The following is a 13,496-nucleotide window of genomic DNA, read 5'->3' on the forward strand; positions in this document are numbered from 1 at the left end:
GTTAGTTAGTTAGTTAGTTAGTTAGTTAGTTAGTTAGTTAGTTAGTTAGTTAGTTAGTTAGTTAGTTAGTTAGTTAGTTAGTTAGTTAGTTAGTTCCTGTAAGATATAGAATAATAAGTTGCAAACTTTGTTAAATTGATTGAGGTGAACAAGTTGAAAAACATAACGTATGCCATCGTGGATATTGAAACTACGGGTGGAAATGCCCGGGGCAGCCGTATGACAGAAATTGCGATTGTGATTCATGACGGAGAGAAAGTCATTGATCGATGGGAATCGTTGATTAATCCGGAACAGCATATTCCATTGGCTATTTTTGCACTGACGGGAATTGATAACGAGCTGGTGGCAGATGCGCCTGTATTTGGTGATATTGCGCAAAAGGTTTTCGATATGCTGGATGGGCGTATTTTTGTTGCTCATAATGTCAACTTTGATTATTCATTTATTCGTCATCAACTGGAAGAACAGGGGTATAAATGGACGGCACGAAAACTATGTACAGTACGACTGAGCCGTAAAATAAAACCGGGTTTTCGATCTTACAGTTTAGGAAAGCTTTGCGACAGTTTAGCTATTCCTATTTCAAATCGTCATCGTGCCGGCGGAGATGCAGAAGCAACGGCCATATTGTTTTCTTGTTTACTGCAGTGGGATAATGAAGGTGTGGTGGACGAAATGCTGAAGAAAGCGGCTCCGGATCAACGACTCCCGCCTAATTTGGCACCAGAGGATTTTGAAGCCTTACCGCAGCATCCGGGCGTCTATTATTTTATGAACCAATGCGGAAAGGTTATCTATGTTGGAAAAGCTATAAACCTAAAGAAGCGTGTTGCATCTCATTTTACGGGGCACAATATCAATAAACAACGACAGCATTTTTTAAGGGAGATCTATCATATCACATTTGAGGTGTGCGCGACGGAACTCATGGCGCTATTACTGGAATGTACAGAAATAAAGAAACTATGGCCGGCCTATAATCGTGCATTGAAACGTTTTGAGCCTAAATTTGGTTTGTTTAAATATGAAGCACAGAATGGCTATCTGTATCTTGCGGTCGGTAAATTGAAAAAGCACTGTCAATGTATTCAGGTATTTAATCTGGAATATGATGGGGTACAGGTCTTGCGGCAGTTGATGGTTAACTTTGAGCTCGATCATCGTATGTGTACATTTGGTGCTACAGAAATACCTTATGCAAGTAGGTGTTTTCCTGATGAACCGGATTTGCCGGAAGTTGAAAAACATAATGCGCAAGTGGAATTGGCTGTCGATCATCTTTTGGAGCAGCAACCTACCTTTGTAATCGTTGATAAAGGTAGAACACCAGAGGAGAAAAGTTATGTCTGGGTAGAGCAAGGGAATTTTTATGCCATGGGTTATCTGGATGAATACGTACAATTCGAGTCGATGGAAGATATCCGTTCTAGTTTACAGCGATATCCCGGCAATCACTACATGATGCAACTGATCAATGCCTATATGACGAAGTACCCAAGAAAGGTAACTTATCTGAACGATTGTCAGAAAGCTGTCGTATTACCTGAATTAACTGGAGATTCGGATGAAGAATCTTTGATCTTGTTTTAAGTATCCTTATTATTGAATTAAAATAAAAAATAAACGAATGGAGTTTATACTTTCAAAAATAAATATTGTTGTTTTCTTGTTTCTTGCCGCGATGCATCTGTATTGGGTATGCAATGGGCAGTTCGGAATTGCGGCCACGATTCCGACAAAGTTAAATGGGAAGAGAGTTTTTACCCCCAGTCGGTTTGGAACCTTTATCGTCGCTGTTGGGTTGTTTCTGTTTGCGGTGCTCAATATGGTTTTTGATGGTCTTGTTCAGGTACCAATAGCACCCTCCTATGTTGTTTATGGTATGTGGACTATTGCCGTCATATTTCTACTTCGATTTATAGGGGATTTTAAATATGTCGGCATTAGTAAAAGATTTCGAAAATCTGTTTTTGCTAAGAAAGACACTTATTTCTTTAGTCCTTTATGCTTATTTCTATTTGTTTCCCATATTTTGCTCGTCATTGACTAGTACATGCTAGAAGTATTTGATGTAAGTGATTCAATATTTGAGTAAGAGGATTTGGTTATACTTTTGCAACGATATAAGTAAAGTGTCTGTTAGAATAGGTGTAGTCATTTTTATAAGATGAAAGTGGATATTAAAATTAAAATCGCATCCGGAGCGGATCTGGATGGAATACTTGCGTTACAATTTGAAAACCAGCCTGCACAAGGTGGTACATTGTCAGGTGAACTTGGACGGGAGCAAATTGTAGCCATGATGCAAGATATGCCTCAAATAGTGGCTATCTCGGACGATCAAGTTGTTGGATATTTATTATCTACATCTAAAATGGTTTATAAAAAGTATCCTGTACCGATTCTTGATGCTATGTTTAGTGCTTACACTGGCGCTTTAGATTCGTACGTGTATGGTCCAATTTGTGTAAATAAGGATCAGCGCGGAAAAGGGGTGGCACAATTGATGTTCAGCGAACTTATAAAGCAGGTGCCAAATCGAGAAGGGATTTTATTTATTAGAAAAGACAACATACCATCTTTACGTGCTCATGAAAAAATGGGTATTGCAAAAGTTGGCAGTTTTGTATTTAGGGATACCGTTTTTGACGTACTTGCTTATTTGCCTGCAGCAGATGAGGATAAAAAATAGAAGCTTAAGCTCAAAATAGATATTGATTGCGACCAACTCGGAGAAACCGAGTTGGTCGGAATTTTTTGGTGTAATTAACGTGTTTTGACGTACTTTTAGATGTGATCTATTCCTGCTTTATATTGTGGAGTATGGTCCACTTTAGCGAAAATATGAGGGGCATTCATTTCAATGCCTGCGGCTAGAAAATCGTTCAGAATCAACTGAAAGATCTCGGACTGTGCCAGTGCGATTTCAGCAGACTGCGAAATGTAGACATTTAGTTCATAGAGGACATAAAAGTCATCCAGTTTCTTCTGCAAGACAAAAGGTGCTGGTGTGGTATTGACCCGTGCTACCCGCGGAGGTATGTTTAAGAGCATTTCATGGATGCGTTCCCAAGGTTCTTCATAGCCTACGGTTAATTCGACCTGAAAACAAATTCCCTGATCTGAAAAGGTGGAATAGTTCACGGTGTTCCCTGACAAGATGGATGAATTAGGGATGGTTATCTCCTCATTTTTAATGGTCCTCAGTCTTGTTACAAGCGGTGATTTTTCAATCACGACGCCAGTTTTATCAGCTATCGTGATGCGGTCTCCGATTCGGAAAGGCCGCATATAGGTAATCACAAGGCCTGCAATAATGTTGGATATTGCTGAAGATGAACCTAATGAGAATAGCACCCCAATAAATACGGATATACCTTTGAAAATATCCGAGTTAGATCCTGGTAGATAAGGGAATATCAGGACGAGTGTAAATGCTTGCAATAGAAAGCGGACAATGGTAAATGTCGGCATCGCAAATTCACGATGGAAACCATTCACTTCTAGTTTTCCTTTGTCAATCTCCGTAAAGATGTATTTTACCAATCGGACGGCATAACGCATGACAAATAGGATAACAAATACCGTGATGAGGTTGGGAATATAATCCCAGATCGCTAAAAATGCCTTTTTTAGAGGTTTGGTAAATAGGCCGATCAAACTATTGGCCCAACTTTGTGTAAAGGGGAAGACACTGAATACAATAGGCAACATGATGAAGGCCATTAATATGATGAGTGCCCAGCGTAACATGTTGATGCTATTGATCAGGATGCGGGTTTTTTGAACGGAACTGACTAAAACATAATTCTTGATTTTAACATCTTTGATCAGCTGTGTGCGTTCGGTCATGATCCGCTGTACACTGTAATCTTTAATTTTATTGATCAATAGTATCAATAAGTAAAAAACAATAAAGATGAGCGCGATAAGCCCGATGCGGATCAATAATTTTGAAATACTGTTTTCTTCTTTTTCTCGGTTAATGGTTTCCTGAATACTTTTTAGATATTGTTTTGCGATTTCTTCTTTACTTTTTCCTTCAAGCAGTGCGTCTAACTCAGTAACTGAAGTGATAATGAGGTCTTTATATACAATATCTGAACTGATTTCATTGTTTTCAATTTTGAAGGAATCGACCTTTACGAAATCATCTTCGTATAAGTTTTGAATGCGGGTGACGACATTGTCAGCTCGGTCTTTTGCTAAAGATGAACCGAGTTTATTGTATATGTAAAACAGCGTATCGTTAAATGGAGCGACAGCATAACGTTTGGTGTTTTTTTTGATTGAATCAACTTTTATTTTTAACTGCTGATTTCGGATGATATTTTCTTCATCAAAGTTAGTGAGCTGTTGTTTTAGGTCTTCTTTCTTTGCGCTATTTTGTGTCTTTAGATTTGTGATTTCATTTTGAAGCTTAACACGTTCTAAAGAGTCGTTAATCTGTTGCTGCCTGATCCCATTTAATAGGGAACTCAGTCCAAGTTCTTTTGTATTAACTGAATCTGTCTCCTGAGCCGGGAGCTGAAGGACGGCTGAAAAGCATAATAAAGCAGTAAGGAAACAAATGTAAAGTCTTTTCATATTGCAAGCTATTTTTTGATTCTAAGCCATATGACGAATGTACTTATGGTAGATTTAGTAGACCAAACATAGATAATTTTGCTTGTATTACACAATGCGGCCCTTAGATATTCTGCTATGAAACGATACATTGTACGATCTGGGCATCTTTTCTTAAAAAAAAGCCCCGGAATATGATTAAGTTCCATGGGGCGGTTCGGATTATTTGTTAATGATCATAGAAGCGAAATAAGTGATTTACCTTTTATGGAGTGGTGCTGGTCACTTTTTTTTGCCCTCTAAATTTTGAACGAATGACCTGATGATGGATGGTCATGAGGGTAAGAGTTGCTGTTACCAATACTGGTAATAGGGATAAATAAACCGTATAATAGATTTCTTCATCGAAACTATAGGTACTCCACGAGGATTCTCGATCTACAAAAATACTGTAATTCCAAAGGAACCAAAAGCTGGTCAATAGCACGAATTCTACTGCGATTTGATATCGGTTTCTCTTGATCTTCGCTATTAAAAGAAATAGTAGGCTTAGGATAATGGCGTTGCATAAAGAAATCAAGCATGCATCGTATATGAAACTACAGTCTAGACAGCCACTTGATGTTTGATCTGCTAATTTTCCCATCGACCAATATGTTTGAATAAAAGTAAATGCAAATAGTGTCATCGCAACAAAAGCTGTACTGCTCAATAATTTAAGTTTACTTTTTTTCATTTATCAGTATTTATTAAATAAGCCCGCAGGCTTGCTGTGCAAGTCACTGCGGGTGGCAACCGCTAAGTTACAATTCGTTTTCCTCAAACATCTTGGCGTCGCGGGTATTTTTTTGTACAGCGATGGCTGAAAATATACTTAAGCAGAATGACATGGCATAAAATCCTTTTTCACTAAGCAGCAGATCGGCGTTCCAGAGCCCTACGGTAAGCAGTACCATTGCAGCAATTGTTGCAAACCAGCTAAGGCCATAATAAAGATCGGTTACGGCAATGCCTTCTGCTCTGTCTCGCACACTTTTCTGTACAGAGATTACGGCAAATAAACCGAATAATAGGATCGTGAAATAATATCCTTTTTCATTGAGCTCCATGGTAGCGTTCCAAAGCCCGATGCAGTATCCCATGGAGCCGGTTAGTAAAGCAAACCAGGATGCGCCGATGAATGCACCTGTAGGTTTGAATGGATTTTTTGTTTTTTCTTCGTTTTTTGTAAGTGGAGTGTTCTCCTCTGTTTTGTGTTTTAGCGGTTCCATAATTTTTGTTTTTTTATGTGTTATTATGGAAGCAAATGTCCGCTGTTGTCACTAGATGCACAAATGAGATATTTGAAAATACTGATGATATAAATTAATTTTTTAGTAGGTTTGTTTTTAAAATTAACCTATTATGGATGCGCTTGCGACATTAATAAATTTACTTGGTGATCAGGATAAAAAGGATTTTAAGGCATTTATGCGCAAGAAGAATAAGCGACACGATGTTAAAAATATTCTATTGTTTGAATTGCTAAATACTGACGATATAAATGGCTTAGAAAAGCTGTTAAAAAAAACAAAAAGCAGGGATTCTTACCATGCTTTGCGTAAAAGACTGCACGATAACTTACTTTTATTTCTATCTCAGAAGACATTTGAAAGCAATAACAGTCAGGCTTCGGAAGTGATGCGTTTAATCGTTGTAAGCCGTTTTCTTTTGGAAAATGATGTGGATAAAACTGCTTTCAAGTGCTTGGTGAAGGCCGAGCAAATCGCAACAAAACTGGAACAGTATAATTTATTGAACGATATATTGCTTCTTAAAATAAATTATGCGCATAGTGAAGCTTCAGAAAATTTAGAAGACTTAACAACACGTTTTATGGTCAACCAGCAACATATGCAACGGGAGGCAAAATTGAATCTGGCATATGCTTTTCTGCGTCAGGAAATGCGTGAGGTAAATCTGAAAGGTAAAGTGGTCAACTTGGCCGCACTGATGCTCGGGACCATACGAAAATATCAGATCGCAGTCAAAGATTTAATGAATTATAAGTCTATTTATCAGATACTTTTTATAGCCAATGAATATGCGGCTATTCATCAGGATTATAGTTTTATAGAACGTTATATCCAGCGCATCCAACATTTTATTCAGGGAAAGAAGAAAGCGGATGAATCGCACTTATTTTATCAGTTGCATGTCCTTTATTTTTTGGCAAACTTTCATTTACGCAACAGAAGCTTTGACAAGAGTGCGGAGTATCTTTCTGAGATGAAGAACCAAATGGAACAGCACCGTTTTCATGAATCTCAATTTTATCCACGGCATCAGTTGTTATCGGCTCTGAATCTATATTTTACTGGAATGGGTGGAGAAGGAACAGCTGTATTGATGAAGGCTTTGGAAATGACAACAAAAAAGACAAAACAGGAGGACATAGAAGATTTAAGGATATGTTTAACGATGTTTTTATCGTTGCAGGATGACAGATCTTGCTTACGCCATCTTGCCTTGTTTCAGCATACTGATCAATGGTACGAGAAAAAAATGGGTATGCTTTGGACCATTCGTAAAAATCTGATGGAGGTTTTGGTTCATGCACAGTTCGGGCATATCGAACTTGCTGTTTCAAGGTTAAGTAGTTTCAAACGTCGATACAGTGATTTTCTTACAGAAACTCATGAAGAAAGGGTATTAAATTTTGCGAGTCTTGTGGAGAAATATTTCAATAAGCCTGATATCGTGTTTAATCCTGTATTTCAAAAAACTGCGGTCGATCTGATAAAGAATAAAGATCATGCGGATATTTTTCATATTTGTTTTATTTCATGGCTGATCGCTAAGTGGGAGAAAAAGTCGGCCTATCAAATCGTACTTCAGCATTTGTCCAGTCGACATACATCCGAAAATATTTAGATGGTTCAATTTGGAATCCTGAGTAATTTTTGCCTAATGTAATCTTAATATTTAGGATTAAAAATAACTTCTCTCCGAGGTGCTTGTTGTATGGTTATGGAGTCTTTGTATTTTTCTGGTACGAGCGGTATTTTACTGCCTTATAAAAATAAAAGTTTTTATCCCGAAAATCTTCAGGAGAAAAGCAGGCTTGCGGTCTATGCTTTATTATTCAATTCGTTGGAGGTAAACAGTTCATTCTATAAAATACCACGTGAAGAAACTGTGAAACGATGGGCAGATGAAGTACCGGATGGGTTTCGTTTCACCTTTAAATTATGGAAGGGAATTACTCACGCAAAAGGTTTGATCTTTGACCCGAATGATGTTGCTCATTTTTTGAAGGTGATTGCCGAAGCAGGCGAGAAGAAAGGTTGTTTACTGATTCAGTTTCCCCCCTCTGTTACGTTTAATGCTGCTGTGCATGTCAATCTTTTGCTAGAGACTGTTGTTAATGATGAGCATATAAAGGGATGGCGGGTATGCGTCGAGTTTCGGCATCCATCTTGGCATTGTGAAGATACATTTAGCCTGTTAAATTCGTACGGAGCCAGTCTTGTGCTGCACGACAAGAACAGTAATGGTATGCAATTGTCCTATAGTGAAACAGATTTTATTTATCTGCGATTTCATGGTCCCAATGGTAATTACCGGGGCAGTTATGAAGATGATTTTCTACAGGAATATAGTTCATATATTCGGGAGTGGTTAGCTGAAGGGAAAGAGGTTTTCACTTATTTTAACAATACAATGGGCGACGCGATTCAGAACTTGAAGTTACTGTCGGAATATGTGAATGATAGGTATTAATATGGTAAGTGGTATCGATTTTATAATCAATACCACTTAGCTAATGTCAAATAGCTTGAACCTATATCTTCTCCTTCAGAAGATCAGCATACCAATGTCCCGACGATTTAACGATGCGTTCTTGCGTTTCAAAATCAACATATACTAAACCAAATCTGGGATGATAACCTTCTGCCCACTCAAAGTTGTCGAGAAAAGTCCATGCAAAATACCCATTGACCTGAACTCCTTCTTGTTTGGCCCTAAGTACTTGGGCAATGGTCGACTGTAAATACCGCACTCTCTTCGGGTCATCGACCTGATTGTTAACCACCTCATCTGGAAAAGCGGCTCCATTTTCAGTGACAATCAGTGGCGGTATATTGGGATAGGCACTGAATTTTTTCAAAACATGGTACATGGATTCAGGAAATACTTCCCAGTTCATGGCCGTGAGTTCAACCTTGCGCGATTTTGCACTTACAATTTTTGCGCGAAGGTAGGGGACGAATAAGGAATGACGGATGATTTCGCGGGTATAATTTTGTACTCCGATAAAATCCATATCAAACTTTAGCTCGTTTTCATCATTGTGCTTGATATATTTTTCAATTCTTCTCAGAATTTTGATCTCATCTGTAGGATAGCCCATACCTAGCAGGGGCTCTATGAAAAATCTATTGAGTAATACATCTGCTTTTTTAGCCGCAAGGATATCTTTTTCTCTTCCGCTGAACGGTTCAATATGCGAACAGGAGAAAGTGGTTCCAACGGTACTGTCTGGTTGTAGTGATTTAATAATTCTTGCACCTTTAGCCTGTGCTAGTGATGCATGATGTGCAGCTGCTAAAAAGTAATCGATTCCTTTTTTACCAGGAGCATGAACGCCAAAGAAGTATCCAGCGGCACTAAATACCGCAGGTTCATTTAAAACCATCCAGTTTTTTACCCGATCGCCAAAGTGTTTGACACAGAGTGCTACATAATCAGCAAACCAATCGGTGATTTCCCTGTTGATCCATCCACCTCTTTGTTCCAGGGCATGCGGCAGATCCCAGTGATAGAGTGTTATCCAAGGTGTAATCCCTAATTCTAAAGAAAGATCGATGAGTTTATTATAGAAGTCAATGCCTGATGGATTGGCTTCTCCTGTACCTTGCGGTAGAATACGGCTCCAGGCAATGGAAAACCTGTAGTTCCTAATATTTAAGCTGTGCATCAAATGGAGATCTGCTATGTAGCGATTATAGAAATCGCAAGCAATATCTCCGTGCTGGTTTTTAAAGATCTTATTCTTTTTTTTTACAAAAGTATCCCAAATAGAAAGGCCTTTTCCATGTATATCATGAGCTCCTTCAATTTGGTAGGCGGCTGTAGAAACTCCCCAAATAAAATCTTCGCCAAAGGAATCTTTAGTTAAAATCATTTACGGAATTTATTTTCTCAAGTGGTGCAAATATCACTTATTTAAGTTGTTTTAATATTTGTGAAATCTAAGAGGAGAATAGAATGAACTAAACTGCACTAGAAAGATACGAAATAATACCCTTTGGAAGAAATGTGTGATCGTTTTCATAATTCAAATGTTTTAAACCACTGTTTACATTAATTTGCTTATATAAATTTACAAAGCATATGTTAACTGTGTATGAATTGATTATGAAGTTTTTGAGTATTGTCAGGGCTCTTGTTTTTTAAACTATTTCATCACCATATATTTTTTGATATACCGATCTGTGTTAAGGATTCAATAGTTGGTTCAGAGAGCAGATGGAGATCGCGTTGTTTTTGGAATTCTAAGAAAGCGGGCATATTTAATAATTCTTTTTGAATGGCCTCATTTTTATATTGTGACATATGGATAAAGGTGTTGCTGCCATTAACCTGGAATATCGTATATACAAATTGATGATTGTCCAATTCTTTAAACTCATCAAGAAAAATCTGAATGTTTTCTTTGTTCGCATCAACATAGTCTTCTTTGATGGTATAAGTCACTTTTATAGCTATCATGGGGTATCTTTATGAATGAATACTGGTTTATGTATTCGAAGATAATGAATTTGATGCTATGGAAAGTAAAAACTCCGAACGAACAATTGGATATTGTTCGTTCGGAGTTTTTACTTGAATCGAATGCTCAGCTTTTCACGGGTTACTTCTTAGTTTCAGTAACTTTACCACAGGTAAGCATCGCAGATCCATAGTAAGGATTTTTAATCGCCGTTTCATTGCTTAACCAATAGCCTTTTTTCATCGGGCAATATTGATAGTACACTGGTTGGCTGACCTTATCACTGCTTTTTACGATTTGCCACATGATCGTTGAAACTTCATTGAATGATGCACGCTGTTTTTCAAGATTGCCTGCTTTTGCTAATTTATCTACTTCAAGGGTTAAGTTATCTTTCAGTTTGAAAGCGCTTTCTGCTTTTACCACCTTCTGAAGTGCTTGAATGGATTCGGAAGCCTTTTTCTCATCACTGCTTACCAATGCATTTTTTACACCATAATATTTACTTAATAGTGTTTCTGTATTTTGGGCAAGTGCCACATGTCCAAATAGTGAAATTGCCAATATCAATAAGTTCTTTTTCATATCTATTTTCCGTTAATCATTTAAAGATAGTTTTAAAATTTTACTTTTGAACTGCTTCGTTATTTTCTCGATTTCTAAAGCAGAGGTTCTGTATTCTGTGTCTTTCAAAACTCGGCTTCACATTTTGCTATACCTGATGCTGACGAAGCTGTACTTCCTTTTCGCTTTCCTTTATTGATCTTATGTCAATATTAAAGTCTGCTGTATGGACTTTTCCATGTATTTTAAACTGCACCCACATCTTGTATTTACCAGCCTTTGTAATGTTTGTTTCTGCGTATATCGGGTATTGTACATGTGGTATGGGCCGGATCTGTAAAAACTCTTTATCCGTCTTATTGATCATTAATATATGCGCTGATGTTCCCAAATACTGTTCCAAACTACTGTTATACAGTTTCTTTTCGCATTTTTCGATGGCTATCTTTATACGTTGTATGTTGCCGGTTTTAAAATTATCGGTATTTTCAAGGTTAATTGTATAGTCATCTATGTAACATATCGGTTTTTTTGAAGTGACCTCACGAGAAGTCATATAGTACCCTTTCACTTCGATTTCTAACATGTTTAAGACATGTTCTTTGCCAAGAGGTTTTAAAATAGGTGAACAAATGGTATTTTCCACCGTTATGAAAAGTCTGTGTTACAGCATAGCTACCGTCTTGCTGCAGCACTGGATGGATGTGTCTAAACCAATTAAGATCTTCACTAATGACCATGATATGAATGTTCATTTCATCAGAAATGTCCAATGCTACTTGTTTTTGGTTTTTTTTGATTGCAAATAGTAGTCTAACGGGATGTCCTGCTTCAATAATCTGTGGTAAAGTTGTTAATTGTACCTGATATTGATCTGGATTTTCCTGTTGAACAGATCTCAGATCCATTCCACATGTAGAACAGCTGTTGCCTTGAGTCCCGTTTACTTCGGGGGGCATAGGACAGGTGTATATGCTCATCTGAGGTGCATGGCGGTGGTTTTCCATATCTGAAGATTTGCTTTGGGTGTAATTGCGGAATTTCGATATGCTTCCGCAATTACTTAACCCAAAATTCTTAGTGTTTAAAGAATCTGTTTAATTCTTTTTTAAGATTTTAAAGGTTCGATTTTAAAACCTGATTTTTCTACGATCTCGATAACTTCCTGTTCCGATATCCCATCTGTCTTAACTGTAAGTACTTTATCTCTACTGGCAACGTCTACTTCCCAATGGTTAATACCCGTTTTATCAGTTAGAAAAGGAGTTACTTTGGTTACACAGCCACTGCAGTTAATATTGGTCTTGAATTGAAAATTTTGATTATTGCTATCCATTTTATTTTATTTTTTAGCGTTTGTTTATAGTACAAATTTCAGTAAAAAAATACAGTGGCACTTTACGTTATTTGCTATTTGATTTGTAATATTTACTGATTATAGTCATGCTATTGATCATGCTGTTTTTATTATCGTGTCATGTGTAATCTTGCTCTCAATAGTATCCCGGATAGTGTTTAGACGGCGTCATACTATTATGCGATGACAATGGAAACAGATTGATCTAAAGGATAGCTCTGGCAAAGTAGAATTTTACCTTCAGTGACTTCTTCATCCGAGAGGGCATAATTGTTTACCATTTTGATCTGGCCATTTTCTTGTATTGCCCAGGATGAACCGCAGGTGCCTTTTTTACATGAACTGGGCACGTGAATGGCATGGGCACTAATGGCTTCTAAAAGGGATTGTCCTGGTTGTACATCAATGAGAGAAGTACACTCGTAGGTCTGTTCTTCATTGTCTCTGTAATGAGTCTCAAAGTAGCTGACCAGTATTTCTTTGTGCTCTTCGTTCTCGATAACGATGATCTTATCGGTTATGACCGGATCAAAATATTCGGTATGGATATTTGATTCTGGTATATGTAAAGCGCGCAGTGTCTCACGATACAACTGCATCAGTTCTACTGGACCACATATGAAGTAATGAGCTTTATTTTTTTGCTTTATATACTGTCCGATCATGCTTTTAATGATCGGTTGAGAAAATCGACCGGAGATACTGTTAATGCCTTTAATCTCTTTATTAAGACCCGTAAATGAATGAAAAATATGCAACTGCTTGTTCTTTTCCATTTCTTCCAGTTGGAATTTGAATATGGTATCCTCCGGACTGCTGGTGGAATATAGCAACAGAGGGGGACAAGCTGTTTTAATAAGACTTTTTAGCATAGAGAACAAGGGTGATATTCCACTTCCACCTGCAAGAAAAACAAGTTCTGAATCAGGGATAATATGTTTCTTCAAGATAAAGTTGCCTATAGGTGCATCGATATCCCACTCGCTAATATTTTTTGCATTGTCCACTAGATAATTGCTCATTTTTCCACCAGCAACTCGTTTAACTGTAATGGACGGGAATTTATCGGCAGGTGCGGAGCTAAAGGAATAGGATCTCTGTAGGGGTTCTCCGTTAACAATACAGGAAATATTAAGATACTGACCAGGCTGATATTCAATCGTATCCTGGTCAGTACTGAAAAATATGGTTACAGCATCTTTAGTCTCCTGTATAACCTGATGCGTGGTCCATTTATATTTTTTCATATGG

The 13,496-nt window shown here is 37.6% G+C and carries 15 protein-coding genes; 5 read left to right on the forward strand and 10 right to left on the reverse strand.

The annotated features are described in order from the left end of the window. Positions 1-144 precede the first annotated feature (144 nt). The 3 genes from EDF66_RS07910 to EDF66_RS07920 all read left to right on the forward strand — a co-directional run bounded on the left by EDF66_RS07910 (position 145) and on the right by EDF66_RS07920 (position 2,695). Positions 145-1,593, forward strand: coding sequence for an exonuclease domain-containing protein (locus EDF66_RS07910; protein ID WP_243656009.1), 1,449 nt, complete (start codon positions 145-147; stop codon positions 1,591-1,593). 37 nt (positions 1,594-1,630) lie between these two features. Continuing rightward, the gene (locus EDF66_RS07915; protein WP_132841817.1) at positions 1,631-2,053 is read left to right on the forward strand and encodes a DUF3995 domain-containing protein; all 423 of its coding nucleotides are present in this window, start codon (positions 1,631-1,633) and stop codon (positions 2,051-2,053) included. A 117-nt stretch (positions 2,054-2,170) separates the two neighbouring features. Further along, on the forward strand, positions 2,171-2,695 hold the full coding sequence (locus EDF66_RS07920; protein ID WP_132841818.1) for a GNAT family N-acetyltransferase: 525 nt from the start codon (positions 2,171-2,173) through the stop codon (positions 2,693-2,695). A gap of 95 nt (positions 2,696-2,790) precedes the next feature. Here EDF66_RS07920 and EDF66_RS07925 read toward each other — a convergent pair whose 3' ends face one another. The 3 genes from EDF66_RS07925 to yiaA all read right to left on the reverse strand — a co-directional run bounded on the left by EDF66_RS07925 (position 2,791) and on the right by yiaA (position 5,840). Continuing rightward, the gene (locus EDF66_RS07925; protein ID WP_132770425.1) at positions 2,791-4,590 is read right to left on the reverse strand and encodes a mechanosensitive ion channel family protein; all 1,800 of its coding nucleotides are present in this window, start codon (positions 4,588-4,590) and stop codon (positions 2,791-2,793) included. Between the two features lie 244 nt (positions 4,591-4,834). Beyond that, entirely contained in the window at positions 4,835-5,305 is a 471-nt protein-coding gene (locus tag EDF66_RS07930; protein WP_132841820.1) for a hypothetical protein, read from the reverse strand. A 67-nt stretch (positions 5,306-5,372) separates the two neighbouring features. Continuing rightward, positions 5,373-5,840: an inner membrane protein YiaA gene (gene yiaA, locus EDF66_RS07935; protein ID WP_132770422.1), complete on the reverse strand. Its 468-nt coding sequence runs from the start codon at positions 5,838-5,840 to the stop codon at positions 5,373-5,375. Between the two features lie 133 nt (positions 5,841-5,973). Here yiaA and EDF66_RS07940 point away from each other — a divergent pair, with 133 nt between their 5' ends. Together EDF66_RS07940 and EDF66_RS07945 are read left to right on the forward strand one after the other, a co-directional pair. Next, a complete protein-coding gene (locus EDF66_RS07940) occupies positions 5,974-7,482 on the forward strand; it encodes a hypothetical protein (RefSeq protein WP_132841821.1) in 1,509 nt (502 codons plus the stop codon). Positions 7,483-7,578: 96 nt separating this feature from the next. After that, the gene (locus EDF66_RS07945; protein WP_237682793.1) at positions 7,579-8,331 is read left to right on the forward strand and encodes a DUF72 domain-containing protein; all 753 of its coding nucleotides are present in this window, start codon (positions 7,579-7,581) and stop codon (positions 8,329-8,331) included. Between the two features lie 61 nt (positions 8,332-8,392). On the opposite strand, the gene EDF66_RS07950 is transcribed toward EDF66_RS07945, so the two are convergent. The 7 genes from EDF66_RS07950 to EDF66_RS07980 form a co-directional block, all read right to left on the reverse strand. After that, complete coding sequence (locus EDF66_RS07950; protein WP_132841823.1) at positions 8,393-9,736, reverse strand: GH1 family beta-glucosidase; 1,344 nt, start codon at positions 9,734-9,736, stop codon at positions 8,393-8,395. Between the two features lie 281 nt (positions 9,737-10,017). Then, entirely contained in the window at positions 10,018-10,323 is a 306-nt protein-coding gene (locus EDF66_RS07955) for a hypothetical protein (protein WP_021190747.1), read from the reverse strand. Between the two features lie 142 nt (positions 10,324-10,465). After that, entirely contained in the window at positions 10,466-10,909 is a 444-nt protein-coding gene (locus EDF66_RS07960; RefSeq protein WP_021190746.1) for a DUF3347 domain-containing protein, read from the reverse strand. A 127-nt stretch (positions 10,910-11,036) separates the two neighbouring features. Beyond that, positions 11,037-11,474 carry a hypothetical protein gene (locus EDF66_RS07965; protein WP_132841824.1) on the reverse strand — a complete coding sequence of 146 codons (438 nt, stop codon included), beginning with the start codon at positions 11,472-11,474 and terminating at the stop codon, positions 11,037-11,039. After that, a complete protein-coding gene (locus tag EDF66_RS07970) occupies positions 11,431-11,895 on the reverse strand; it encodes a heavy metal-binding domain-containing protein (RefSeq protein WP_132841826.1) in 465 nt (154 codons plus the stop codon). The genes EDF66_RS07965 and EDF66_RS07970 overlap by 44 nt, the downstream gene beginning before the upstream one ends. A 101-nt stretch (positions 11,896-11,996) precedes the next feature. Continuing rightward, a complete protein-coding gene (locus tag EDF66_RS07975) occupies positions 11,997-12,224 on the reverse strand; it encodes a heavy-metal-associated domain-containing protein (RefSeq protein WP_132770411.1) in 228 nt (75 codons plus the stop codon). 197 nt (positions 12,225-12,421) lie between these two features. Continuing rightward, the gene (locus EDF66_RS07980; protein ID WP_132841828.1) at positions 12,422-13,492 is read right to left on the reverse strand and encodes a flavin reductase family protein; all 1,071 of its coding nucleotides are present in this window, start codon (positions 13,490-13,492) and stop codon (positions 12,422-12,424) included. Positions 13,493-13,496: the final 4 nt, after the last annotated feature.

It is taken from the genome of Sphingobacterium sp. JUb20 (assembly GCF_004342035.1).
GTDB classification, from domain to species: Bacteria; Bacteroidota; Bacteroidia; order Sphingobacteriales; family Sphingobacteriaceae; genus Sphingobacterium; species Sphingobacterium anhuiense.

Bases quoted from the DNA above. Each gene is read 5' to 3' on its own strand.
- EDF66_RS07940 (WP_132841821.1), top strand. From the start codon at position 5,974: ATGGATGCGCTTGCGACATTAATAAATTTACTTGGTGATCAGGATAAA.
- EDF66_RS07915 (WP_132841817.1), top strand. From the start codon at position 1,631: ATGGAGTTTATACTTTCAAAAATAAATATTGTTGTTTTCTTGTTTCTT.
- EDF66_RS07965 (WP_132841824.1), bottom strand. From the start codon at position 11,474: ATGTTAGAAATCGAAGTGAAAGGGTACTATATGACTTCTCGTGAGGTC.
- EDF66_RS07955 (WP_021190747.1), bottom strand. From the start codon at position 10,323: ATGATAGCTATAAAAGTGACTTATACCATCAAAGAAGACTATGTTGAT.
- yiaA (WP_132770422.1), bottom strand. From the start codon at position 5,840: ATGGAACCGCTAAAACACAAAACAGAGGAGAACACTCCACTTACAAAA.
- EDF66_RS07970 (WP_132841826.1), bottom strand. From the start codon at position 11,895: ATGGAAAACCACCGCCATGCACCTCAGATGAGCATATACACCTGTCCT.
- EDF66_RS07945 (WP_237682793.1), top strand. From the start codon at position 7,579: ATGGAGTCTTTGTATTTTTCTGGTACGAGCGGTATTTTACTGCCTTAT.
- EDF66_RS07930 (WP_132841820.1), bottom strand. From the start codon at position 5,305: ATGAAAAAAAGTAAACTTAAATTATTGAGCAGTACAGCTTTTGTTGCG.
- EDF66_RS07950 (WP_132841823.1), bottom strand. From the start codon at position 9,736: ATGATTTTAACTAAAGATTCCTTTGGCGAAGATTTTATTTGGGGAGTT.
- EDF66_RS07975 (WP_132770411.1), bottom strand. From the start codon at position 12,224: ATGGATAGCAATAATCAAAATTTTCAATTCAAGACCAATATTAACTGC.
- EDF66_RS07980 (WP_132841828.1), bottom strand. From the start codon at position 13,492: ATGAAAAAATATAAATGGACCACGCATCAGGTTATACAGGAGACTAAA.
- EDF66_RS07920 (WP_132841818.1), top strand. From the start codon at position 2,171: ATGAAAGTGGATATTAAAATTAAAATCGCATCCGGAGCGGATCTGGAT.
- EDF66_RS07960 (WP_021190746.1), bottom strand. From the start codon at position 10,909: ATGAAAAAGAACTTATTGATATTGGCAATTTCACTATTTGGACATGTG.
- EDF66_RS07925 (WP_132770425.1), bottom strand. From the start codon at position 4,590: ATGAAAAGACTTTACATTTGTTTCCTTACTGCTTTATTATGCTTTTCA.